General features: G+C 63.2%; 21 protein-coding genes. 5 read left to right on the top strand and 16 right to left on the bottom strand.

What is annotated here, in order from left to right; all coding sequences use genetic code 11:
• Positions 1–46: 46 nt before the first annotated feature.
• The 5 genes from OEG81_RS03675 to OEG81_RS03655 are packed head-to-tail and all read right to left on the bottom strand — an operon-like array spanning position 47 to position 4,873.
• Positions 47–1,138, bottom strand: a complete 1,092-nt coding sequence (locus tag OEG81_RS03675; RefSeq protein WP_264131381.1) for a BMP family ABC transporter substrate-binding protein — start codon at positions 1,136–1,138, stop codon at positions 47–49.
• Between the two features lie 8 nt (positions 1,139–1,146).
• Positions 1,147–2,064, bottom strand: coding sequence for an ABC transporter permease (locus tag OEG81_RS03670; RefSeq protein ID WP_264131380.1), 918 nt, complete (start codon positions 2,062–2,064; stop codon positions 1,147–1,149).
• The gene (locus OEG81_RS03665) at positions 2,064–3,125 is read right to left on the bottom strand and encodes an ABC transporter permease (protein ID WP_264131379.1); all 1,062 of its coding nucleotides are present in this window, start codon (positions 3,123–3,125) and stop codon (positions 2,064–2,066) included. The genes OEG81_RS03670 and OEG81_RS03665 overlap by 1 nt, the downstream gene beginning before the upstream one ends.
• Positions 3,112–4,641, bottom strand: coding sequence for an ABC transporter ATP-binding protein (locus OEG81_RS03660; RefSeq protein WP_264131378.1), 1,530 nt, complete (start codon positions 4,639–4,641; stop codon positions 3,112–3,114). Before OEG81_RS03660 ends, OEG81_RS03665 begins: the two co-directional genes overlap by 14 nt.
• A gap of 40 nt (positions 4,642–4,681) precedes the next feature.
• Positions 4,682–4,873 carry a YqaE/Pmp3 family membrane protein gene (locus OEG81_RS03655; RefSeq protein ID WP_264131377.1) on the bottom strand — a complete coding sequence of 64 codons (192 nt, stop codon included), beginning with the start codon at positions 4,871–4,873 and terminating at the stop codon, positions 4,682–4,684.
• Between the two features lie 68 nt (positions 4,874–4,941).
• Between OEG81_RS03655 and OEG81_RS03650 the strand changes: the two genes are divergently transcribed.
• On the top strand, positions 4,942–5,532 hold the full coding sequence (locus tag OEG81_RS03650; RefSeq protein WP_264131376.1) for an MgtC/SapB family protein: 591 nt from the start codon (positions 4,942–4,944) through the stop codon (positions 5,530–5,532).
• 113 nt (positions 5,533–5,645) lie between these two features.
• On the opposite strand, the gene OEG81_RS03645 is transcribed toward OEG81_RS03650, so the two are convergent.
• The 8 genes from OEG81_RS03645 to OEG81_RS03610 form a co-directional block, all read right to left on the bottom strand.
• Complete coding sequence (locus OEG81_RS03645; protein WP_264131375.1) at positions 5,646–7,769, bottom strand: AsmA family protein; 2,124 nt, start codon at positions 7,767–7,769, stop codon at positions 5,646–5,648.
• 128 nt (positions 7,770–7,897) lie between these two features.
• Positions 7,898–8,890 carry a diaminopimelate dehydrogenase gene (locus OEG81_RS03640; RefSeq protein WP_264131374.1) on the bottom strand — a complete coding sequence of 331 codons (993 nt, stop codon included), beginning with the start codon at positions 8,888–8,890 and terminating at the stop codon, positions 7,898–7,900.
• A 193-nt stretch (positions 8,891–9,083) separates the two neighbouring features.
• Complete coding sequence (gene ahpF, locus OEG81_RS03635) at positions 9,084–10,676, bottom strand: alkyl hydroperoxide reductase subunit F (RefSeq protein WP_264131373.1); 1,593 nt, start codon at positions 10,674–10,676, stop codon at positions 9,084–9,086.
• Between the two features lie 107 nt (positions 10,677–10,783).
• Positions 10,784–11,347, bottom strand: coding sequence for an alkyl hydroperoxide reductase subunit C (ahpC, locus tag OEG81_RS03630; protein ID WP_264131372.1), 564 nt, complete (start codon positions 11,345–11,347; stop codon positions 10,784–10,786).
• Between the two features lie 202 nt (positions 11,348–11,549).
• Positions 11,550–13,271, bottom strand: coding sequence for a TRAP transporter large permease (locus tag OEG81_RS03625; protein WP_264131371.1), 1,722 nt, complete (start codon positions 13,269–13,271; stop codon positions 11,550–11,552).
• 2 nt (positions 13,272–13,273) lie between these two features.
• The gene (locus OEG81_RS03620; protein ID WP_264131370.1) at positions 13,274–13,900 is read right to left on the bottom strand and encodes a TRAP transporter small permease subunit; all 627 of its coding nucleotides are present in this window, start codon (positions 13,898–13,900) and stop codon (positions 13,274–13,276) included.
• Positions 13,901–14,029: 129 nt separating this feature from the next.
• Positions 14,030–15,124, bottom strand: coding sequence for a TRAP transporter substrate-binding protein (locus OEG81_RS03615; RefSeq protein WP_264131369.1), 1,095 nt, complete (start codon positions 15,122–15,124; stop codon positions 14,030–14,032).
• Positions 15,125–15,272: 148 nt separating this feature from the next.
• Positions 15,273–15,518, bottom strand: coding sequence for a hypothetical protein (locus tag OEG81_RS03610; RefSeq protein WP_264131368.1), 246 nt, complete (start codon positions 15,516–15,518; stop codon positions 15,273–15,275).
• A gap of 14 nt (positions 15,519–15,532) precedes the next feature.
• Between OEG81_RS03610 and OEG81_RS03605 the strand changes: the two genes are divergently transcribed.
• Together OEG81_RS03605 and OEG81_RS03600 are read left to right on the top strand one after the other, a co-directional pair.
• Positions 15,533–15,985, top strand: a complete 453-nt coding sequence (locus OEG81_RS03605) for a DUF2214 family protein (RefSeq protein WP_264131367.1) — start codon at positions 15,533–15,535, stop codon at positions 15,983–15,985.
• A gap of 21 nt (positions 15,986–16,006) precedes the next feature.
• On the top strand, positions 16,007–16,918 hold the full coding sequence (locus tag OEG81_RS03600; RefSeq protein WP_264131366.1) for a DMT family transporter: 912 nt from the start codon (positions 16,007–16,009) through the stop codon (positions 16,916–16,918).
• Positions 16,919–16,928: 10 nt separating this feature from the next.
• On the opposite strand, the gene OEG81_RS03595 is transcribed toward OEG81_RS03600, so the two are convergent.
• Positions 16,929–18,179, bottom strand: coding sequence for a CynX/NimT family MFS transporter (locus tag OEG81_RS03595; RefSeq protein ID WP_264131365.1), 1,251 nt, complete (start codon positions 18,177–18,179; stop codon positions 16,929–16,931).
• A 143-nt stretch (positions 18,180–18,322) separates the two neighbouring features.
• The gene (locus OEG81_RS03590; protein ID WP_264131364.1) at positions 18,323–19,165 is read right to left on the bottom strand and encodes an alpha/beta hydrolase; all 843 of its coding nucleotides are present in this window, start codon (positions 19,163–19,165) and stop codon (positions 18,323–18,325) included.
• Between the two features lie 346 nt (positions 19,166–19,511).
• On the opposite strand from OEG81_RS03590, the gene OEG81_RS03585 reads away from it, so the two are divergent.
• Entirely contained in the window at positions 19,512–21,515 is a 2,004-nt protein-coding gene (locus tag OEG81_RS03585) for an autotransporter outer membrane beta-barrel domain-containing protein (RefSeq protein ID WP_264131363.1), read from the top strand.
• 4 nt (positions 21,516–21,519) lie between these two features.
• Entirely contained in the window at positions 21,520–23,346 is a 1,827-nt protein-coding gene (locus OEG81_RS03580) for a hypothetical protein (RefSeq protein ID WP_264131362.1), read from the top strand.
• A 52-nt stretch (positions 23,347–23,398) separates the two neighbouring features.
• Here OEG81_RS03580 and OEG81_RS03575 read toward each other — a convergent pair whose 3' ends face one another.
• Positions 23,399–24,523, bottom strand: coding sequence for a mandelate racemase/muconate lactonizing enzyme family protein (locus OEG81_RS03575; protein ID WP_264131361.1), 1,125 nt, complete (start codon positions 24,521–24,523; stop codon positions 23,399–23,401).
• Between the last annotated feature and the right edge of the window lie 137 nt (positions 24,524–24,660).

Genomic DNA, 24,660 nt, shown 5'->3' with positions numbered 1-24,660 from the left:
TTGCAAGACCTGGCCCCACTTGATTTGCCGGTATGTGGAACCTGAATTACTTGGTGGGCAGCTTGCCCGCCACGCCCTGCACGTAGTAATTCATTTTGTTCAGCCCCGCATCGTCCAGCACGCCGGACTCCAGGCGGACCTTGCCTTCGTTGTCCGTGATGGGGCCGGCAAACGGCGCCAGGGTACCGGCGACGATCTCAGCCTGCTTTTCCAGGACCAGTTTTTTCACGTCGTCCGGCACGGCCGGGCCGAAGCCTTCGATCGCGGCCATGCCCTGCTTGATGCCGCCCCAGGTGCTGTCCGGCTTCCACGTGCCATTCAGCACGTCCTGGGCTTCCTTGGTGAAGTACTCGCCCCAATGGTGGGTGACCGCGGCCAACTGCGCCTTGGGTCCGAACTTCTTCATGTCGGAATGGTAGGCCACGGCGTATTTGCCCTTTTCCTCGGCGGCCTGGACCGTGGCGGTCGAGTCGGTGTGGTGCGTGACGATGTCGGCGCCCTGGCCGATCAGCGCCAGGGCCGCATCGCGCTCTTTACCGGGATCGAACCAGCTGTTCACCCATATGACACGCACTTCGGCCTTGGGATTGACGCTGCGCATGCCGCGCGTGAAGGCATTGATGCCCTGCAGGACTTCGGGGATGGGGAAAGCGCCCACGTATCCGGCAACATTGGTCTGGGTCATTTTCCCCGCCAGGATGCCTGCCAGGTAGCGCGCTTCGTAGAAGCGGGAATTGGTCGTGGCCACGTTGGCGGCGGTCTTGTAGCCGGTGGAGTGCACGAACTTCACATCGGGAAACTGCCTGGCCACTTTAAGCGTGGGGTTCATGTAGCCGAAGGACGTGGTGAAGATCAGCTTGTTGCCCTGCTGGGCCAGGTCGCGTATGACGCGCTCGGCGTCGGCCCCTTCGGGAACGTCCTCGACGAACTGGGTCTTGATCTTGTCGCCCAGGGCCTGCTCCATTTCCTTGCGGCCGATGTCCTGCTGCCAGGTCCAGCCGGCCTCGCCGATGGGACTGACATAGACGAAGCCGACTTTCAGCGGCTCTTGCCCGGCCGCTCCCGCGGCGGTGGACAAGGCGATGGCCGGCGCAATGGCCGCGGCGCATAGCGCATGGCGTAAAAACTTTGCAGACATGATTATCCTTAGGAGTTCGGGTTAAAGTGTTTGCCCAGCGAAGCAGGCATGTTCAGCCTGATCCAGTTTGCGTTGCGTGAAATGAGGACCAGCACCACGATCGTTGCCAGATAGGGCAGCATGGACAGCAGCTGCGACGCGATCGGCACGCCCAGCGCCTGCATATGATAGGTAAGTATGGTGATGCCGCCAAACAGATAGGCGCCCATCAGCACGCGCGCCGGCCGCCATGTGGCGAAAGTCGTGAGCGCCAGCGCGATCCATCCGCGTCCCGCCACCATGCCCTCCACCCACATGGGCGTGTAGACCAGCGACATGAAGGCCCCGGCCAGGCCACAGCAGGCGCCGCCGAACAGCAGCGCGAAAAGCCGTATGCGCCTGACCTTGTAGCCCAGCGCGTGGGCCGAGGACGGCGATTCGCCCACGGAACGCAGGATCAGCCCTGGACGCGTCCGGTTCAGGAACCAGGCAATGCCGGCGCACAGCAGTAGCGACAGATACACCATGGGATGCTGCTGGAAAACGGCCTTCCCCAGGAAAGGGATGTCCTGCAGCAGCGGTATGCCGAAATGGCCGCCCTGCAAGGTGGCGCCCACATAGTCGATGCCGATGTAGGCCGAGGCGCCGACGCCGAAGAGCGACAGGGCCAGACCGGTGGCCACCTGATTGGATCCCAGCCACACCGTCAGCCAGGCAAAGAAGCCGGCCAGCGCCATGCCGGCCAGGGCGCCGGCCATGAAGCCCAGCGCCACGCTGTCGGTATGGATGGTGACGGCGAAGCCGATGACCGCCGCCACCAGCATCATGCCTTCGGAGCCCAGGTTGATCACGCCCGATTTTTCATTGACGAGCAGGCCCAGCGCGGCCAGCATGAGCGGCGTGCCGGCGTTGATGGCGGATGCGATCAAGGGAGCCAATGCGTCCATTATTTCCCCCACCGCAGCCGGTTGTTGATCAGCACATCGCAGGCCAGCAGCGAGAACAGCAAAATGCCCTGGAAGATACCGGTGATGGCGCTGGGCATGCCCAGGCGGCTTTGAGACAGCTCGCCGCCGATATACAACAGCGCCATGATGAAACTGGAGAAGATCACGCCTATGGGATGCAGGCGCCCGACAAAGGCCACGATAATGGCCGCAAAGCCGTAGCCCGGGGAGATCGACGGCGTAAGCTGGCCGATCGGTCCCATGATCTCGCACGCGCCGGCCACGCCGGCCAGCGCGCCGGATACGCACAAGGACACCCATAGCGATCGCCTTGAGGAAAACCCCGCATACCGCGCCGCCAGCGGCGCCATGCCGCCAACCTGCAGCTTGAAACCGGAAAAGCTGCGCGACAGGTACAGCCAGCCCATGACCGACGCCAGCAATGCCAGCACGATGCCCAGGTGCAAGCGCGTGCCGGGCAGGACGATGGGCAGCAGGAAACCGTCGGAAAAAAGCCGCGACTGCGGGAAGCCGAAGCCGTCCGGGTCGATCAATATGCCATGCACCAGATAGCTCAGCAGCAACTGGGCCACGTAGACCAGCATCAGCGAAACCAGGATCTCATTGGCGTTGTAGCGGTCGCGCAGCCAGGCCGTGACGGCGGCCCAGAGGCCGCCGCCCGCCGCGCCGGCCAGCAGCGCCAGGGCAATCAGGCCGAATCCGCCATTGCTTCCGTCATCGAAATACAGGATGACCGAACCCGCGGCGATGGCGCCCACGACCAGTTGACCCTCGGCGCCGATATTGAATACGTTCGCGCGAAAGCACAGGGCCAGCCCAACGGCGATGAGCAGCAAGGGGGCCAGCTTCACACCCACCTCGGACCAGCCGCGCAGGTCCTTGATGGGCTCATAGAAAAACACCGAGAGGCTCGCCACCGGGTCCTTGCCGACGGCAAGGAACAGGACCACGCCGCAAGCCGCGGTCAGCAACACCGCCAGCACCGGCGAAAGCCAGGACATCCAGACCGAGGGGCGGGCCCGAGGCTCAAGCCTGAGCATGGGTCGCCTCCTGACGGTTTTCGTGCCACAGCCCGCTCATCCATCGGCCGACCAGATCGTTGTCGGCCTCGGCGGCCTTTATGGACGGCGACATCCTGCCCTTGGACATGACCACCAGCCTGTCGGAGATCTCGAACAATTCATCCAGCTCTTCGGAAACGACCAGCACGGCGCAGCCCGCATCGCGCAGATCCAGCAGTTCGGCCCGTATCTGCGCGGCCGCGCCCACATCGACGCCCCATGTCGGCTGCGCCACCAGCAGGACCCGGGGGCTGCGCGCGACCTCGCGGCCGATGATGTATTTCTGCAGGTTCCCGCCCGACAGGCTGGCCGCCACCGCGCCGGGCCCGGCCGCCTTGACCCGGAAACGTTCGATGATGCCCGCCGCCAGGCGATGGGTGGCGGCGGGCCTGATGAAGCCGTTGCGAACCGTGGCGCCGTCCTGGTGCGACAGCAGGACGTTCTGCGCCAGGCTCAGTTCGGGCACCGCGCCGCGCCCAAGGCGTTCCTCGGGGACAAAGGCCATGCCGCGCGCGCGCCGCCATGCGGCCGAGCGACGCCCGATCGACACGCCTTCAAGCAGGATGGCGCCCTCGTCGGCGCGGATGTCCTCGCCGGACAACACGCCCAGCAATTCCTGCTGGCCATTGCCCGACACACCGGCCACACCCAGTATCTCGCCGGCGCGGATATCGAAATCGATGCCCGTCAATTCGGTGGCGAAGGGATGCGCCCTGGGCAAGGCGAGATTGCGCACCGACAGCATGGTCGCGCCCGCGGGCTTCTCGCGATGAGCGACGGGCGGCGGCTCCGCCCCTATCATCATGCGCGACAGGCTGGCGTTGGTCTCGCCGCGCGGATCGCACACGCCGGTGACCTTGCCGCCGCGCATCACCGTGCAGGCCTGGCACAAGGCCCGGATTTCATCCAGTTTATGGCTGATGTAGAGAATGCTGCAGCCCTCGGAAGCCAGCTTGCGCAAGGTCTCGAACAGCTTGCCGACAGCCTGGGGCGTCAGCACCGAGGTGGGCTCGTCCAGGATAAGCAGCTGGGGCCCGCCCAGCAGCGCCCGCACGATTTCCACCCGCTGGCGCTCGCCCACGGACAAGGTGTGTACGTGGCGCTTCGGCTCCAGGTCCAGCCCGTACTGATGGGCGGTGTCCGCGATGCGGCGCTCCAGCTCGTCCATGCGCAAGCCCCTGGGCAAGCCCAGGGCAATGTTCTCGGTCACCGTCAGGGTATCGAACAGCGAGAAATGCTGGAACACCATGCCGATGCCAAGCTGCCTGGCCAGGGCCGGGCTGGCTATGTCCGTTTCAGCGCCATTCCAGAAAACCTGGCCGGAATCCGGACGGGTCACCCCATAGATGATTTTCATGAGGGTGGACTTGCCCGCCCCGTTCTCGCCCAGCACGGCGTGGATTTCACCGGGCAACACGGTCAGATCGACCGCGTCGTTGGCCACCACGGCCGGATACCGCTTGGTGATCTGCTTCAGGGCAAGGCGTATAGTCATCTTCTTTTTCTGGCGGGCAATCGGGGCCGTCGAACGGCCTCTAGCGCTGCGACAGTGCTTTCTCGATCTTCTTGTCCGTCTTGTATTGGCTGAGCGCGTAGACCGCCCATATCGTTGCCGGCAGCCAGCCGATAAGCGTAATCTGAAGAATCAGGCAAATGATGCCCGCAATGGGGCGCCCGATCGTGAAAAAGGTCAGCCAGGGCAGCAGCAGGGCAATGATCAGTCTCATGTTCCACCGTTATTGTGCAGGTGCAAAGCCTGCTATTCTAACCTCTGCCTCGTCTTGGGACACCCGAAATGACCGAAATCGCGACACAGGTATGGCTGACCATAGTCCAGGAATTTTCCGATATCCCCGATGCGAAAGAAGCCACGCGCATCGTGCTGCGCCTGGCCATGGCCATTTTACTGGGTGCGGCCATCGGCTACGAACGCGAGCTCCAGGGCAAGGCGGCCGGCCTGCGCACGCACATGCTGGTATCCCTGGGCGCCGCCATCTTCGTGCTGGTGCCCCTGCAAAGCGGCATGCAGATCGCCGACGCCAGCCGGGTGCTCCAGGGCGTCATAGCCGGCATCGGCTTCCTGGGAGCGGGCGCCATCATCAAGCATAGCGACAGCCATGAAATAAAAGGGCTGACCACCGCCGCCAGCATATGGGTGGCCGCCGCCGTGGGCATCGCGGCCGGCACGGGGCGGGAAGCCACGGCGGTCGTCAGCACCCTGGCCGCGCTCTTCATCCTGGCCATCGTCAAGCGCATGGAACCGGGCACGGACGGCGCCGCTGACACGCTCGCCCAACAGGCCCGGCCTGAGCTTCACGCTGCAATAAGCAGAGAAGACGAACCGCACGCTCCCATCGGGCCAAGGCCGACCAAGGAGTCCGGATGATGTCCACCTGCAACGCGGCGGCGGCACCGTCAGCGCAATCAGGGCGGCGCGGGAATCCGACGCCGAACCGGCCAAGCCCAATCTGGCGATGCGCAGCGGCAAGGGCCGCGGCATCACGGCTTGGCTTGCGAGGACGGCCAGTTGGCGCGCTCTTCGGCCTCCTGGTCGGCCTTGGCTTCGCTGCCGTTCCCGGCGCGGGGCTTCGCTTCGGTATCCTTGGCGGATTCCCCGGGCGGAGGCGCCTTCGGATCCTCGTTGGCGGTGGCGACCAGAGAACTGCAATTCGCCGAATCGTCCGTTCCCACGTTCAACAACGGCAATAGCGCGGCGAACGGCGTGGCCACCACGCCCAGCGCCACCGCCGCACCGGCCCGTGCGATAAGCGGGCCTTTTTGCACGCCCACATCCGGATTCTTGAACGTGCCTTTGGCGTACAGGGGCGAACGCAGGGTGAATATCCGCAAGGTCTTGTTCGCGGGGCGTATGTCCAGATCCAGCCTCTCGGTCGCCAGATTGATCTGACCGGTGATGTCCACGATGGTGTCGTCGGTTTCCAGCCGGAAGGCGCGAATCTGCATGACGCCATCCTTCACGCCGAAATCGCTGGCCATGCAATTGAGCACGATCTGCTCGTCGCCGAACAGCTTCACGATCACCATATTGGCAACATTCAGGCCCGCCGCTTCCAGCAGGAACTGGCTGATCGTGCCGCGGCTGACCAAGGCCTTGATCTCGCCGTTGGAGTGGGCCAGCAGTTCCGCGATGGAACTGCCCTGCGCGGAAAGCTCCGCATCTCCGTGCAGTTCGCCGAAGCTGGCATCCATGCTCTCCGCCCCCGGAAACAGCTTCTTCAATTTCAGGTGACGCGCCTCCGTCTTGAGTTCCGCCTTGATCTTTTCGGCCCCGCCGTCCAGCTTCAGCGTATTGCTCAGTGTGCCGCCCGCGACGCCGAAGTTCAGCGGAGTGAAGGTCAGCACCTTGTCTTTCAGCTTTACATGCGCCTCGATATTGTCCAGCGGCAGGTCTTTGTCGCGCAGAATCTTGCGGCCCTTGAACCGGACATCCGCGTCCATGACATCCCAGGACTCCGTGCCGATGGGCGCCGTCGGCAAGGCCTTGTCGGCCGGCTGTTTTGCCTTGGCCTTCTTGGACGAGGCGGACTTTACATCGCTGGTGTCCGCGCCGATCAGCGGCCCCAGGTCCTGGAAGCGCAAAAGCCTGGATTCGACCTCCCCGCTCAGCAGCGGCCGCGGCTCATGCTGCTCATACACCAGGGTGCCTTCAAGATCGCTCTCGCCCACGACGCCCTTGAAATCCTCATAGCGCCAGGTGTCCTCCTCGCCTTCAAGCATGCCGATGAGCCGCCCTTCGGTGCTGTAAGGCGGCGTATTGGGCAGCGCAACACCGATCAGCGGCAGCAGGTCGGCCATGGTGTCGCCCTCGAGCTTGAGCCTTACGTCCAGCGCCGCCAGGGCTTGCGGCCGGGTGACCGAGCCCTCCAGCCCTATCGTGGTCGTGCCCACGGCGACCTTGCCCCGCAAGGGAAACGGATCGTCGCCCTGCCGAAGGGAAAGCACGCCGCCGGTCTTGCCTTCGCCGGTGATCTCGGCGCCGTTGTAGCTGCCGCTGGCCTTCCAGGCCATGCCGTAGCCCTCCGGGCCGCCTTCTTCCAGCGTATCCAGGTCGGCCTTCATGTCCAGCTTGCTGGCGGCATCGACCACCTGGGCGCGCACGCTTTTCAAGCTTAGTTTCTCAAGGTCGAATGTCCACTTCCCCTTATCCGAGGCGGCTCCTTCCTTGCGGGCGAACGTCCAGTTCGCGACGCCGTCGGCCTGGCGCTCCAGGTAGAGCTGCGCGTTCTCGATGTCGAGGCTGGCCAGCTGGACGCGGCGTTCCAGCAGGGCTGCCGGATTGATGACGGCGGTCAGCGCCGAGACCTGCGCCATGGAACGATCGGAGGCGATCCCCTCGGGGTTGCCGACGACCAGGTCATGGGCGGTGATTTGCGGCCATGGCAGCCAGCCCCGCCAGCCCTTCTCTTGCCCCTGCGGCCTGACCCAGTCCAAGGACAGATCGCCCTGTATCGCCACGGGCCGGCCGGCCAGCTCGGTGGCCTGCTGGTTTATCCACGGCCGGGCCCGGTTCCAGTCCATGGTCGCCAGCACGGCGACAGCCAGGACGAGGGCCAACAGCAAACCCAGGCATGTCCACAATATTATTCTTAGATAACGTGGCATAGGGGCTCCCGTTTACATGATGGCGACAATGCTGCAACAAGGTCATTTCATTGTAGGGCAAGGCCGCGGGCGTCATGCAACGGGAACATTCCAAAAGAAACCAAGGGTATTCTTATGGCTTCGAGCGGCTAGAGCAGTTCTTTGCGCAACTGCGCCGGCGTCTTCGGCGACAGCAGCCCGGGCGCAATGTCGAATACGCTATGGGCGCCCGCGGCCCCTTGCCTGCCCAACCGGGCCGCCGCACGCGCATAGGCCACCAGGACGCTGGACGTGAACTCCGGGTTGCTGTCCAGCTTCAGCGAATACTCCATGACTTGCGCACTGGCCTGGCCGGGGCCCGTCTTGCCGCTGCGGATGACGAACCCCCCATGCGGCATCGCTCCATGCTTCAGGCGCAGCTCTTCTTCGCCGATGAAGTTGACCGTGGTGTCGTAATCGGCGAAGTAATCCGGCATGGTCTTGATGGCCGCTTCCACCGCCGCCGCGTCGGCGCCGTCCTCCAGGACCACATAGCAGTCCCGCGTATGCTTCTCCCGGGTCGACAGGGTGGGCAGGTCTCCGCTGCGGACGCGATTCACGGCGTCGTCCACCGGTATGGTGTACTGCACGGCGGCCTTCACTCCCGCAACACGGCGCACGGCGTCGGAATGCCCCTGGCTCAGGCCCTTGCCCCAGAAAGTATAGGTGGCGCCCTGGGGCAGGACGGCCTCGCCGAACAGGCGGTTCAGCGAAAACAGGCCGGGATCCCAACCCACCGAGATGATGGCCGTATTGCCGCCCGCCCGCGCCGCCGCATCGACCGCCGAGAAGTAGTCCGGGATCTTCGCGTGGGTATCGAAGCTATCGACAGTGTTGAACATGGCCGCCAGTTCAGGGCCTTGGCGAGGCAAGTCGTTCTTGGAGCCGCCGCACAGGATGAGCACGTCGATCCGCCCCTTGAACGACTGGATGGAGTCCAGGGAATGCACGGGCACGCTGCCGTCGAGCAGGCTGACCGTGCCGGGATCCCGGCGGGTGAATACGCCGGCCAGCTCCATGTCGTCATTTTGCGCGATTGACGACTCCACGCCGCGGCCCAGATTGCCGTAGCCCACGATGCCTATCCTGATCTTCTCTGCCATGTCTGTCCTTGCTTCTGTTTGACGATGTCCGGATTGTAGGCCAGACAATCCGGACGCGGGATACCGGAGCGCTTCGCGTCGCCGCCCAGGCGCGCAAGACCGAGCAAGGGCCGGAGCGCAAAAAAAAAGCACGCCGACGCGGTGAAACCGCGCCGGCGTGCCGGCCCCTGATACTAATGTCGAGCGTAAGGCGTCAAGCCGATACGGCTTCGGCCTTGGCCGCCACGTCTTCCTGGTCCGATACGGAGCTTCGGATCAGGTGGTCGAAGGCGCTGAGCGCGGCCTTGGCGCCGTCGCCCGCCGAGATGACGATCTGCTTGTAGGGCACGGTCGTGCAATCGCCCGCGGCGAACACGCCCGGCAGGGACGTCTGGCCCTTGGCGTCGATCTCGATCTCGCCGTGGCGCGACAGAGCCAGGCTGCCCTTGAGCCACTCGGTATTGGGCACCAGGCCGATCTGCACGAAGACGCCTTCCAGCTCAATGTTGCGCAGCTCGTCGGTGACGCGATCCTTGTACGACAGGCCGCTTACCTTCTTGCCGTCGCCGTGGATCTCGGTCGTTTGCGCCGAGACCACGATGTCGACATTGGGCAGGCTCTTGAGCTTGCGCTGCAATACCGCATCGGCGCGCAGGCTGTCGCCGTACTCGATGAGCGTCACGTGGCTGACCAGGCCGGCCAGGTCGATGGCCGCTTCCACGCCGGAGTTGCCGCCGCCGATGACCGCCACGCGCTTGCCCTTGAACAGCGGGCCGTCGCAGTGCGGGCAATAGGCCACGCCATTGTTGCGGTACTCGCGCTCGCCCGGCACGTTGATTTCGCGCCAGCGCGCGCCGGTGGCCAGGATGACCGACTTGCCTTTCAGCACGCCGCCGTTGGCCAGCTTGACTTCGATCAGCTTGCCGGCCGTCAGGCCTTCCGCGCGCTGCAGGTTCATGATGTCGACGTCATAGGCCTTGACGTGCTGTTCCAGCGCCGTCGCGAACTTGGGGCCTTCGGTCTCCTTGACCGAGATGAAGTTCTCGATCGCCATGGTGTCCAGCACCTGGCCGCCGAAGCGCTCGGCCACGACGCCGGTGCGTATGCCCTTGCGCGCCGCATACACCGCGGCGGCCGCGCCGGCGGGGCCGCCGCCGACGATCAGCACGTCGTAGGGTTCGCGCGCGCTGAGTTCATCCGCGCGCCGCGATTCGGCTCCGGTATCCAGCCTGGCCAGGATTTCTTCCACACTGGAACGGCCCTGGCCGAAAACCTCGCCGTTCAGGTACATCGTCGGAACCGACATGATCTGGCGGGCGTCGACCTCGGCCTGATACAGCGCGCCATCGATCGCAACGTGCTTGATGCGCGGATTGATGATGGACATCACGTTCAGCGCCTGCACCACGTCGGGGCAGTTCTGGCAGGACAAGGAAAAATAGGTCTCGAATTCGTAATCGCCGTCGAGATTGCGGATCTGTTCGATAACGGCCTCATCCAGCTTGATGGGATGGCCGCCCACCTGCAGCAGAGCCAGCACGAGCGACGTGAATTCGTGGCCCATGGGGATGCCGGCGAAACGCACGCCGACGTCCGTACCGCTGCGGTTGATGCTGAACGAAGGCTTGCGGTGGTCGTCGCTACGTTCGGTCAGCGTTATCTTTTCGGACATCAGTTCGATTTCCTGCAACAGCTCGCGCAATTCTTGCGACTTGGGGCTGTCGTCCAGGCTGGCAACGATCTCGACCGGAAGGGAGACCATTTCCATATAGGATTTCAACTGGGATTTGAGATTTGCATCCAACATAACGTAGCAACCTTCTTGATAAGAGGAATATTCTTGGGGACCGCGCGCGGGCTTTTGACCCTGCGCGCGGCGGCGAGTGGCTACCTGCTTATCGCAAGCGGCTGGCCTTAGATCTTGCCGACCAGATCCAGCGAGGGAGTCAGGGTCTTGGCGCCTTCTTCCCATTTGGCGGGGCAGACTTCACCGGGGTGGGCGGCGATGTACTGGGCTGCCTTGACCTTGCGCAGGAGCTCGGAAGCGACGCGGCCGATGCCGTTGTCGTGAACTTCCATGACCTTGATCTCGCCTTCGGGGTTCACCACGAAGGTGCCGCGCAGGGCAATGCCTTCTTCTTCGATCAGAACTTCGAAGTTGCGGGCCAGGACGTGGGTGGGATCGGCGATCATGGGGTATTGCACCTTGCCGATTGCGGCCGACGTGTCGTGCCACGCCTTGTGCGAGAAGTGGGTATCGGTCGAGACGCTGTAGATCTCAACGCCGATTTTCTTGAAGGCTTCGTATTGCTCGGCCAGATCTTCCAGTTCGGTGGGGCACACGAAGGTGAAGTCGGCGGGGTAGAAAACGAAGACCGACCACTTGCCTGCCACGGACTCATCGCTGACGTCGATGAATTTTCCGTTCTGATAAGCCGTTGCTTTGAAGGGTTTGATTTTGGTGTTGATCAGGGACATTGCGTTTCCTTTGTTGGTTAAAGAAATTGAACACAACGTCAGTATAGGCAAGCCAGGTTGATTTGTAAAATTGATTAATATTATTGATTGAATAGCTTTACACTATTGTTCGCGCCCAAAAAAATGCCGGCTCCGGCTTCGCGCGCTTCAGGGCTTTCAGAAGGAGTTTACGGCCATCCGGCCATAAACTCCAGTCCTCATTCTACTTGAAAAGGTTGTTCAGTTCCTCATCGGAATTGGACACCTCGGGCGACGCATCCTGCTCGGCGCCGGGCGGAAGGCTGTCGTCTCCATACCGGGTTTCGCCGCCGTAGGCCTTGTCGAAATCGATCACGATCGATTCCGGATTGACGCCGGTGGCCTCATGCCGGTAATGAGTGACCATGCCGGGAAAAGCCAGCACCAGGGCAACCATCAGCAACTGAATGATGATGAAAGGCACCGACCCCCAGTAAATCTGGCCGGTCGTGACCTTGGCAATGGTCTTGCCCGTGACCCGGTCCTTGTAATCCTCCTTGGGCGCCACGGAACGCAGATAGAACAGTGCAAACCCGAAAGGCGGGTGCATGAAGGACGTCTGCATGTTGACGGCCAGCAGCACGCCGAACCAGATCAGGTCTATGCCCATCTTGTCGGCAACCGGTCCCAGCAGCGGCACGATGATGAATGCCAGTTCGAAGAAGTCCAGGAAGAAGGCCAGCACGAAGGTCATCAGGCTGACGACGATCAGGAAGCCCATTTCACCGCCCGGCAGGCCGATCAGCAGATGCTCCACCCACAGATCGCCGCTGACGCCGCGGAAGGTCAGCCCGAACACGGTCGATCCAATAAGGATGAACACCACGAAGCAGGACAGCGTCGAGGTCGTGTCCATGGCCTGGCGCAACAGCGACCAGCTGAGGCGCTTGCGCATGACGGCCATGATGATGGCCCCGACCGCGCCCATGGCGCCGCCTTCCGTCGGCGTGGCGACCCCGATGAATATGGTTCCCAGAACCAGGAAAATCAAGGCAAGCGGCGGAATCAGCACGAAGGTCACGCGCTCGGCGATCTGCGACAGCAGGCCCAGGCGCAGCAGCTTGTTGACAACGGCCAGCACGAAGGCGACGGCGCCCCAGACCAGTATGCCGAGAACGACTTTTTCATCGACCGGCGCATTGTCCCGCATCAGGAAGACGATCCAGCTTACGGCGGCCGTGACGGCTATCGCCATAAGGACCAGCAGCGAAGGAATGCCGCGGCTGCCGTTGGGTTCGACGAACGAGCGCGCCTCTTCGGGAATGGCGGGAGCCGCCTTGGGGCGCAGCCACGACAGCACGGTCACGTAGAGGATATACAGGCCGGTAAGCGCGAATCCCGGTACGATGGCGCCGCGATACATGTCGCCGATGGACCGCCCCAACTGGTCGGCCAGGATGATCAGCACCAGGGAAGGCGGAATGATCTGCGACAAGGTGCCCGATGCGGCGATCACGCCCGTGGCCAGCCTGCGGTCGTAGCCGTAGCGCAACATGATGGGCAGGGAAATCAATCCCATCGAAATGACGGAGGCCGATACCACGCCCGTGGTTGCGGCAAGCATGGCGCCGACCAGGACGACGGCGATGGCCAGGCCGCCGCGCAGCGGGCCGAACAACTGCCCTATTGTTTCCAGCAGGTCCTCCGCCATGCCGGACCGTTCCAGGATCAGCCCCATGAAGGTGAAGAACGGCACGGCCAGCAGCGTATCGTTCGCCATGATGCCGAAGACGCGCTGCGGCAAGGCCTGGAACAGGGCGGGGGTGAACAAGCCCAGCTCGATGCCGATCAGGCCGTAGAAGATGCCGTTGGCCGCCAATGCGAAGGCCACGGGAAAGCCCAGCAGCAGGAACACGACCAGCGTCGCGAACATGATGGGGGCCATGTTGGCTATGAAGAATTCCATGATTACCGCCCCGCTGAGTTATCGGATGTTGCCTGGCCGTCCGCGCGAGCCTCGGCATCGCGGGCGATTTCTTCCGCCAGGAGCTCCTCGGCCGTCTTCTCCGCAAGCTTTTCGGTGGGATCGGGCGCGGCGCCGGCCAGAAAGCCGATGCATTTGATCAAATGCGAAATCCCAGCGGCGATCAGAAGGGCGAAGCCTATGGGTATCAGCAGCTTGGCCGGCCAGCGCAGCAGGCCGCCGGAATTGGAGGAGTATTCGTGGGTCAGCCAGGAGTCCATGAACATCGGCCAGGACAGCCACATGATCAGCACGCAGGCCGGCAGCAGGAAGAACAGGACGCCGAAGATTTCGATCTTGATCTGGGTGCGGCGCGAGAATCGCTGCGCGATCACGTCGACCCGCACGTGCTCGTTCTTGAGCAGGGTATAGCCGGCCGACAGCAGGAAGATGGCGCCGAACAAATACCATTGCAGCTCCAGCCAGGCGTTGGAGCTCACATTGAACACCTTGCGGACGACGGCATTGCCGGCGCTCACGAGAACGACGATCAGGATAAGCCAGGTCACGGCTCGGCCCACGCGCCGATTGATCGCATCAATCAGGCGCGATAAAGCAAGTAGGGTTTTCATCGCTGGGTTTCTTGAAGCAGGAATCGGCAGGACATATGGAGAAACCGGCGCGCACGGAAATTCGCTCCGTGCGCGGCCGGCTCCGCCAGCCGTGGCGGCTCTGTCCTGTATGAACGGCTAATGCAAGTACTAGCGACGCGATGTCGTGCTGGCCATGAACTGATCGTAGCTGCCCTCGGCCACGCGGAACCATGGGATCTCGTGGTCGCGGAACTCGGAATAGCTGTCATAGATCTTCTTGAACACGGGGTCCTTGGCGGAGTATTCGGCATACACCTTGTTGGACTCGTTGTAGCAGGCTTCCATGACGGCCTTGGGGAAGGCGCGCAGCTTGGCGCCCTCGGAAATCAGGCGCTTGAGCGCGCTGGGGTTTTCCGCGTCGTAGGTCGCGATCATCTGGTTGTTGGCCATGGCGCTGGCCTGGGCCAGCACGGCCTGGTAATGCTTGGGCAGGCTGTTGTACTTATCCTGGTTGACGTACAGCGAAACCTGCAGCGTGCCTTCCCACCAGCCCGGGAAGTAGTAGTACGGCGCGACGCGGTGGAAGCCCAGCTTTTCGTCATCGTAGGGACCTATCCATTCCGCGGCGTCGATCGTGCCTTTTTCCAGCGAGGGGTAGATGTCGCCGCCGGCAATCTGCTGGGGCACTACACCCAGGCGCGAAAGCACCGCGCCGGCAAAGGCGCTGCAACGGAATTTCAGCCCCTTCAGATCTTCGACCGACTTGATTTCATTGCGGAACCAGCCGCCCATCTGCGTGCCGCTGGCGCCGCAGGGGAAATTGACGATGTTGTATTGCTTGTACAGCTCGCGCAACAAGGCCAGGCCGCCGCCGTGATTGACCCACGCATTCATCTGGCGCGTGTTCAGGCCGAACGGGACGGCGCTGTCGAAGCACAAGGCCGGATTCTTGCCGAAGTAGTAATAGGATGCGGTATGGCCGCATTCGATCGTGCCGTTTTGCACACCGTCCAGGACGGCCAGCGCCGGGACGATTTCACCTGCGGGAAATGCGCGGATGGAGAACTTGCCGTCGGTCGCTTCCGAGACGAACTTCGCGACATTCTCGCCGCCGCTGTAGATCGCGTCGGCGCTACGTGGAAAGCTGGACGCCAGGCGCCAGTTGATGGTGGGCGCCTGCTGCGCGAAAGCGGGTGCTGCCAGAGTGGCGCCGCCGGCGACGGCACCCAATGTGGCGTTCTTCAGAAACGAACGGCGTTGCATGAATACTCCTTGTGGGAATGATGAAATAAGCCTTGCACGCTCCGTCCTCTTGGGCGGAAACGGAAACCGGGGCGGATGATGCGCTTAAAGAAAAGATGCCTCTACTAGTAGTATTACTAGGGTCGTAAATCCTGCGCCCCAAATACATTCACCGCATCACATGCCCATCGCTTTGCCTAAAACGCTGAAAAATATAAAGTTTGGGGCGGCCATGGAATCGTCTCAGGCCGATGAGGGCGTGCTCTTCATATCCGTAAGAAATAAACATATATTTATAAGTTGATTTACGAATAGCTGAATCGTCCCGAAATTGACGCGTCCTTGCCACAAAAAAATCATTTTGCGGCTTGAGTCCTGGCGGTACACTTTCGGCCTTCCACCCAAGCGCATGCATCCGCCGGAGTCCTTATGAGTTCACTGTTCGCCTTCCTGCATCACATGGCCGCCTTCGCACTGGCCGCGGCCCTGGCCGTGGAGTTCGTCCTGATCAAGGAAGCCATGTCCGTCACCGTCGCGCGCAAGCTGCTGCTTGCCGACCTGGTGTTCGGCGCCTCCGCCGCAGCGGTGCTGGTGATCGGATTGCTGCGGGTATTCTTCTTTGAAAAAGGCGCGGCCTTTTATTTCACGAACATTCCCTTCCTGGCGAAGCTGGCGCTCTTCGCGCTGATCGGCGTGCTGTCCATCCGGCCGACCCGCGAATTCCTGTCCTGGCGAAGCGCAATAAAAGCCGGCGAAGCGCCCTCCGTGGATGCGATCACGCTGCAGAAGCTGCGCAAGACCATCCATGCGGAACTGGCGGCCCTGGCGCTGCTGATCCTGTGCGCCGCGCTGATGGCGCGCGGCGTTGGCCAGTTGGGCTGATAGCCCGGCAAGGCCAGCACTATGCCGCCATCCCCAGACTCCGCGGGCGGAGCCTCTTCGTGGCTGAAGTGGGGTCCCGCCCTGTTCCTGATGCTGTGGTCATTCGGGTTCGTCTTTCTGAAAATGGGTCTGGCCTATTCCGACCCCTTGACCTTTCTGGCGCTGCGCTATGCCTGTGTCCTGGCCTTGCTGGCCATCCCATTCCTCTGGCTGCGCCCCGCCCTGCCGCCCACGCCCAGAGCGTGGCTGCATCTGGCCATGGTGGGCCTGCTGCTTCAAGCGGGCTATTTCTCGTTTGTCTATCTGAGCCTGAAGCTGGGGATATCCGCCGGCGCCGTAGCGCTGATCACCTCGCAGCAACCCATCTTGATCGGCTTGCTGGCGCCCGCCATCGCCGGCGAACGGGTAAGCACCGGCCGCTGGCTCGGCCTGATCATGGGCGTGGCGGGCGCAGGCATTGTCATCCTGTCCCGATCCGCGATAGAAATCGCCTCGCCGGCCGCGCTGCTGTTTGCCGTCATGGCCCTGTTGTCCATGACCGGCGGCACGCTATGGGAAAAACGCTATGGCGTCCAGGCGCATCCGGTCACCGCCAACATGGTGCAATATGCGGTGGGGCTGGCCGTCTCCGCGCCGCTGGCTTTTCTGCTGGAGCCTATGCGCATTCAATGGTCCGCCGAGTTCCTGATGTCGCTGGCGTATCTCGTCGTGTGCAATTCCATCGTGGCGATTTCCCTGCTGCTGGCGATGATACGGCGCGGCGAAGCCTCGCGCGTATCGGCGCTGTTCTTCCTGGTGCCGCCGGTGACGGCCGTGATTGCCTTTCTTATCCTGGACGAGGCCCTGCCATTGTCCGCATGGCCGGGCATGGCGCTGGCCGCCGCGGGCATCTATCTCGTCATGCGCAAGCCGCGAACCGAGGCTTGCGCGTGATCCGCGCCGATCAGGTGTCGTGCACAGCCGCCTTGGCATGGCTGCGCGCCTTGACCAGCATGGCGCGGCCCGCGCCCCATCCGTTCACGGCCGCCGCCACGCCCAGGGCAGCGAACAGCCACGCAGCCGCCCGATAGCTGCCCGTCGCGCTGTGCAGTACCCCGACCAGCAGTGGGCCGAAGGCGGCCAGTACATAGCCCACCCCTTGCGCCATCCCTGAAAGATGGGCGGCCACGTGGGAATCGGGGGAACGCAGGACGATGACGGTCATGGCGATGGCGAACAAGCCGCCCTGCCCGATGCCCTGGAAAACCGCCCAGATCCAGATGGTCGACAAGGGCGCGAAGAGCAAACCGATGAAGCCGCCGCCGGCAATCAGCGCCAGCGCCGCGTTGAACAGGCGTTGATCCCTGCACCGCGCCGCCAGCGGCGGCACCAGCAGGCATGTGAAGACCTGGACAATGATGGAAACCGACACCACCAGTCCAGCCCCCACGCCGTCCATGCCTCGATCGCGCAAGATCGGCGCCATCCAGCCCATGACGCAATAGGCCAGGGCCGATTGCAGCCCCATGAAGAAGGTCACCTGCCAGGCCAGCGGGTCGCGCCACAAACCGCTTACGCTGCGCCTGGCTTGCCGCGACGCATGCTCGGCGCGCAGCGATTGCGGCGCCCAGGCCAGCAGCACCAGGGCCGCCGGCACGGCCCATACCGCCAGGCCGATCGACCACGAGCCGCCGAAGTAATGCGCGATGGGCAAGGTGAAGGCCGCCGCCGAAGCCGCGCCGCCGCATAAGGCCATGGTATACAGCCCGGTCATCAATGCCGCTTGTTTCGGAAAGTCGCGCTTGACCACGCTGGGCAGCAGGACATTGCCCGTGGCGATGGCCGCCCCGCCCAGCGCCGTGCCGATGAACAGGGAGTACATATCGCCCATGCCCCGCAGCGCCGTGCCGGCCATCAGGAAGAACAGGACAGCCAGCAGTGTGCGTTCCGGCCCTAGGCGCTGGGATATCCTGGGCGCCAGCGGCGCGAACAGACCCAGGCAAAGCACAGGCAGCGTCGTCAGGTAGCCGGCGCCGGCCGACGTCAGGCTGGTCTGCCGAAGCAAATCGGGCAGCAACACGGAAAGGCTGGAAAACAAGGGCCGCAGGTTGTAGGCGATCAGCATCAAACTGAAGCCCAGAAGGATCGCCGCCGCTCGGCTCCGGACGGGCGCCGCCATGGCGGCGCCGTCGGCACGGATTTCTGTGGAAGTCATACTCGTTCTTATCGTCATGCGGGGCGGAAACGCGCCCGAGCCATGATGATACTCCGGGCGCGCGGGCCGGACGGCTTGCGGCCCGGGACAGGCATCCTGGAATAAATCCGCATCCCGGACAAGCGCTGTAAAGGATAAGGGTTTCAGCCTGGGAATCGGGCTGCCACTCCATATAACCGCGGCCAATCCTCGGCCCAGCAGCAGCGGTGATCAAAGCCCGGCTCGACATGGACCACAGGCCTGGCATCGGCCGGAAAGCGCTGCGCGAACCCCTGAACTAGGCCGGGTGGGATCACCGTATCTTTCCCACCCGCGAAATGCCATTGCCGGACGCCGCGCAAGGCATTGCTTTCATCCGCGGGATCGAGCGAGCCGGTCAGGGGCCGTATTCGATGGTGAGCCGTCCATGCCCGATGATCCAGGTTGCCCGCCACGGTGATAAGGCGCTCGACGTCGCCGCGCCGGGCGGCCAGCAATGCCGCCACGGCGCCGCCGCCCGAATACCCCACCAAGGTCAGCCGCTGCGCACCGAAACGCCGTTTCAGGACATCCAATGCTTGGCTTTCGGCATGCACCACTTCGGCTGAGAAACGCGACCCGGTCCAATAACGCTGCGGACAGCCGGAGCGCGCCGCATCCACATATTGGCAGGGCCGCGCCAGGTACGCGGCATTGCCGGAACGCTGGGCCAAAGCCAGCCGCAAGGCCAATGGATCGCGCGGCGTCGGATCGCTGGACGGCCGAGCCCCCGTCGCCCATGCAAACCCATCGCCTTCGATATAGACCGTCAAAGTGTCGGCGACTTGGACATCCCGTGGTGCATACGCAACAAGATCGAAGCCGCCGGCCGGCAAAACACTGGCCTGCCAATCATGGCCGGCGGCCAGGGAATCCGCTATGACGCGGCGCTCTTCCGGCGACGAAATCGTGGCGCAACCTGAACAAAAAGCAAGAAAAAAAAGTGTGGCGGCAATCGACTTCGGCATGGCTGGCATTGTAATATTTCGCACCATTTTCCGGCAGTGTTAATCGCTTGAACACTCTTGATTCAAGGCATGTTCCGGAATAGTCAACCCTTGCGATCCCATCCTCATGTTCCCCAATAAGTTTACGAAAAATCCGGCCTTGAAAGCCACCGTGCTGCATGGCGCCCTGGCCTTGGCCTGTGGCAGCGGCTTGCTTGTTATGGCGGATGCCCATGCTGCCCCGACCGATTACTGCGGTTGGAATGGGAATAGCGGTGAAGATGGGGTTATCAACCAGAGCAGACCTACGGTCTGTAACATAGCAGAGGAAGGCAATACGACTGTCAATCCGGGGGTGGTGTTAAGCGTGGGGCCCAACACAAGCCCCGGCTCAGCCATTACGGCCGGTGGCGCGTTCATAGGGCATCTGATCAATCAGGGCAGCATCAATTCCACCGGGACCGCCGGTGAAGATATCAGCAGCGTAGTAGCGGGCGTCTACCTGGACACAATAGGCGAAGATGCCATCGTGACCAACGAAAGCAGCGGTGTCATCACCGCCACCATCAATGCCTCCAGCGGCCACAGCGCAGGCATATACTCCCTTAGCTCATCCGGCACGATCAACAACCACGGCACGATCCAGGCTGTGTTGAACAACTCGGCCTCCGCCGGCGAGGATAGAATCGCCGCCGGCATAGAAATATCGAGTTTTTCAGGCACCATCAACAACACCGGGACCATTTCCGGCGCGGCCCTGGAAGGCGGCGAAGGCTATTCCCTGTTCATCGACAATGGATCGGGCATCGTCAATAACCTGGCAACGGGGCGGCTTACGGGCATGCTGCACACTGGCCAAGACAGCGCCGTCAACAACGCAGGCATTATCGACCTGCCCCTGTATTCGGGGGCGGCCCTGGGGGGTTCATCCGGTGTTGTGGGCACCTTCAATCAAACCGCCACCGGCACACTGCGCATCGCCGCCAAAAGCGCCGATGCCGGCGGATACAGCCAGCTTCGGGCCCTACGCGGCGCCGACATTGCAGGCAATGCCTATGTGGACGTTATGGCGGTCAACACGCTGGCCGAAGGGCAGACGCTGAAAAAAGTCGTTTATGTGGACCACGGCTATTCCCTTAACGGAAACTTCTCCAGCGTCGGCGACAACAGCGCGTTGTTCGATTTCACCAGCATCGCCACCACGGGCGAAGACGGGCATATCGATTTCAAGATCACGCAAGCCAAGCAGATCGCCCAGATCGTCAGCGCCACCGGCAATCCCGCCGCCCTGGGCGCGGCCCAGGCCTTCGACTCCATCATCGCCCAGGGCGCCGGCAACGCGGACATGCAATCCGTAATCGATGCGCTGGGCAAACTGGGCACGGACCAGGAAGTGTCCAACGCCGTCAGCCAGACGGCGCCCACGCTCAACAACAGCCAGACCACGGCCGTGCAGAATACGATGGCCGGCACCGGGCGCATCATCCAGGCACGCCAGGACAGCAATCGCGGCATGTCTTCCGGCGATGAGTTCGCCGGCGGCAAGCGCGTGTGGGCCAAGGCCTTCGGCAGCCGCGCCGACCAGAATGACCGCGGCGGCATAGCGGGCTTCTCGGCGGATACCTACGGCATGGTCGTGGGCGGCGACGCCGATGTTTCCGCCACCACGAACCTGGGCGCGGCCTTCGCCTACAGCCATACCGACATCACCGGCAACTCGTCCATCGCGCGCAATCGCGGCAAAGTGGACAGCTATCAGTTGATCGGCTATGGCAGCCATGCGCTGGACGAGCGCAGCGAGATCAACTGGCAGGCCGACGTGGGCCAGCATCGGACCGATGGGCGGCGCAATATCGAATTCGGTGAAATCAGCCGGCAGGCCACGGCCAGCTACGACAGCTGGAGCGCCCACCTGGGCGCCGGGCTCACGCGCAACTACAGTGTCGGCGAACAGACCAAGATCGCCCCCTATGTCCGCGCCGACTATACATGGATACGCGATCGCGGCTATACCGAGAAAGGCGCGGATGCGCTGAATCTGAAGGTCGATGCGCGCGACACGGATGCGCTGGTCTTCATGGCCGGCGGCAAGCTGATGCACGAGATCAACGACTCCATCGGCCTGCGCGCCGACGCCGGCGTGGGCTACGACGCCCTGGCCAAGCGGCGCAACATCGTCTCGTCGTTCGCGGGCGGCGGCCCGGCCTTTACCACGACCGGCCGGGACGCCACGCCATGGCTGGCCCGCGCCGGGCTCGGCCTGGTCGCCACGACACAATCGGGCGTGGAAATAAGCATGCGCTACGACATCGAAGGCCGCAGCGGCTTCACCAACCAAACGGCTTCGGCCAAGCTGCGCGTGGCGTTCTGACCCAATGGCAAGCGGCTCGAGCCCGGCTGGATTCCATCACGGACTGAGCCAGCCCGATCAAGCCCTGACCATACGGCTTGCCCACTGCCCCGCCGGAGCCGACTGGACGCCGGTCGACCACTGGCTGAGCGCGAAGCTTGGCCTTCCCATCCAGCCGCGCTCCGGCAGCGGCGGCTCGACAGACGATGCGGCGGAAACGATATGGCGCATCCTGCAGCTTGCGGCGGAACTCCAGCGCGCCGCCCGCCTGCCTGTTTTCGAGCCCGGCCGCGTTCTGTCCCGCATGCCCGACGAGTCCATGCCGGGCGCCTGGCTGTTTACGGTAGCCGTGCCGCAGCTGGACCATATGCCGGCCCCATCCCTGCATGCCGTCTATAACGCGGCGACCGCGCTGATTCTGGGCTTGGCGGGCGATCCGGCCAGCTTTGCCGAGCCCGAGCGGCTGTATGCCGAAGTGGAAAGCCAGGTTCTCCAGCCCTTGCGGCAAGCGCTCCCCCTGGGAAAATCGTCCATTCATCTATTACGCACCGCGCATGAGCTGGACATGCCCTGGCGCCATCTGGGCAATGGCCTGTTCCAGCTGGGCTGGGGCCGCCATTCCCACAGGGTCAGGCACAGCAAATCGGAGTCCGATTCCTCGCTGGGCGTGGACGCGGCCCAGCACAAGTACGTGGCTGCCGAATGGCTGCGGCAGTTCGGCCTGCCCGCCCCCACACACACGCTGCTAGCCGAAGAAGGCCAGGCGATGCAGGCCGCCGCGGCCATCGGCTGGCCCGTGGTCGTCAAGCCCGCGGACCGCGACCGGGGCGAGGGCGTGACGGTGGGCGTGGAGTCGGAGGAATCACTGCGCGCCGCTTTTCAACATGCGTCGCGCTTCTCCAAGCAGGTGCTGGTCGAACGCATGGTGCCGGGCACCTGTCACCGCTTGCTGGTCGTGCGGGGCCGGGTGCTGTATGCCGTAAGGCGCCATCCTATTGGAGTCGAGGGCGATGGACGCAGCACCATCGCCGAGCGCATACAGGTCGCCAATGCCCGGCGCATGGCCCTGCCCGCCTGGAACAGGCCGCCGCCCTACCCCGCCGACGACCTGGCGCGCCAGGAACTGGACCGCGCCGGCTTGACCCTGGACAGCATTCTTGCGCCGGGCGCATGGGCTCCGTTGCGCCGCATCGAATCCACCGATTGGGGCGGAGTGGATGAAGACTTCTCAACGACGCTGCATCCGGACAACGCGGCCATCGCCATACAGGCGGCCGAGCTTTTCGGGCTGGACATCGCCGGCGTGGACATCATTTCACCGGACATCACCCATCCCTGGCACGAGAATGGGGCCGTCATCAACGAGGTCAACTCGTCGCCGCTGCTGGGCGCGAGTCAAAGTTCTTTGGACAGCCTGCCGGCCTTGATGGCGCGGCTGGTGCCTGGCGATGGGCGCATCCCCATCGAAGCGGTCGCAGGCGGAGATGACGCGCTGCGCGTCGCCCGCGCGCGCCAGCGATATTGGGCGGACCGAGGCTTGGCCTGCTATGTGGCCAGCCATGCCCTTACCGAAGATCCATCGGGCCATGCCGTTCCCATGGCGGCGCAAGGCCTGTTCGCGCGCTGCACGGCCTTGCTGATGAACAAGCATGTGGACGCCATCGTAATGGCCGTGCAAACGGATGAGCTGCTGGAAACAGGCCTGCCCGTGGACAGGCTGAATCGGGTCGAACGGGTTGCGGGCAAGGTGGCGGCGTGGAACGCCGGCGCCATCACGCAAGCAGCCGGCGAAACGGAAAAGACGCTTGCGCTTTTACTGGCACACTCATCGCCGCTACACTCCCGCGCCTAGCCTGCCTGCCCATTACCAGCCGATTCGGCTTCCTTTCCAGCGCCGACGAGCCCTAGCGCACGGTAGACCAAGCCCCGTAGAGGCCCACAGCCTTCTCATCAAAGCCAAAACCCAGCCCCGGCTCTTGATGCAGGATGACCCGGCCGTCCTTCTGCGCAAGCTGCCGGTCGACCAGGCGCCGGAAGTTCAGCACCTGGTCGTCCCAGAAGAACTCCACGTAACGCGCATTGGGCGTGGCAGCCACCAGTGGCGCGTGCAAGTCGTGGAACCAGTGCGGGCAGACCACCACGCCATAGCTGGCCGCCGTGGCGGCAATGCGCTTCCATTCGGTGATTCCGCCGCACACCGCGGCATCGGTCTGAAGAATGGATGCCGCCTGCTTGTCCAGCAACTCCTTGTGATACCACCGGCCATAGCCGATTTCGGCGGTGGCGATAGGCAGGTGCGTCAGCCGCGCCAGCTTGGCATGGCTGTCCACATCGTCGGGGCCGAAGGGCTCTTCGATGAAGTAGGGTTCATATTGTTCGAAACGGCGAATGTACTGCATGGCCTGGGTCACATCCTGCCAGGCGTTATTGCAATCCATCATCAGCTCTACATCGGGGCCGACCGCATCACGCGCAGCCTTCAGGCGCGCCTCTTCCTCTTTGGGCGAGTGGCGCCCGGTTTTCATCTTAACGGCCTTGAAGCCCAGCGCCACATAGCCGGCCATTTCCTCGCCCAGCTTCTCGGGCGTCTTTCCGTCCAGGTAGTACCCGCCGCTGGCATAGGCCGGCACGCTTTCCAGCTCCACCGCGCCAAGATACTTATGCAGCGGCAGGCCGGCCGCCTTTGAATTCATGTCCCAGATGGCCGTGTCCAGCGCGCTGATGGCCCGCATGACCGTACCCTGACGGCCTTGCAGCAACGCCTCCTGGTACATGGACTGCCATAGGCCTTCCACGCCATGGGAGTCTTTTCCGATCAGGACGCCGCCAAGCAGGTGCTCGACGGCCGCCGTGAAAACGGGCCCGCCGGCGCTGCCGATATAACAAAAGCCGATGCCTTCGATTCCTTCTCTGGACCGGATCTTGACCAATCCGTAGTAGCGTGTGCTGACCGTACGGTTGGAGAAGGAAGTGACACGGTCCAGCGGCACTGCAACAGCACAAACGTCAATCGATTCAATGATAGGCACGATAAATACTCCAGAATGAAATGTTGACCGTATTTACTGCGATGAAGGATGCGTATCGGGAAAGAAGCGTGCCCGCATGCGGGCGGACACTGGCGGGCCGCTTCAGCCTGTCATCATACAAGCGGACAGCTATAATG

The organism is Pollutimonas sp. M17, from assembly GCF_025836975.1.
Lineage (GTDB): Bacteria > Pseudomonadota > Gammaproteobacteria > Burkholderiales > Burkholderiaceae_B.
The sequence above is the reverse complement of the archived record's forward strand: the minus strand, read 5'-3'. Positions and strand labels throughout refer to the sequence as shown.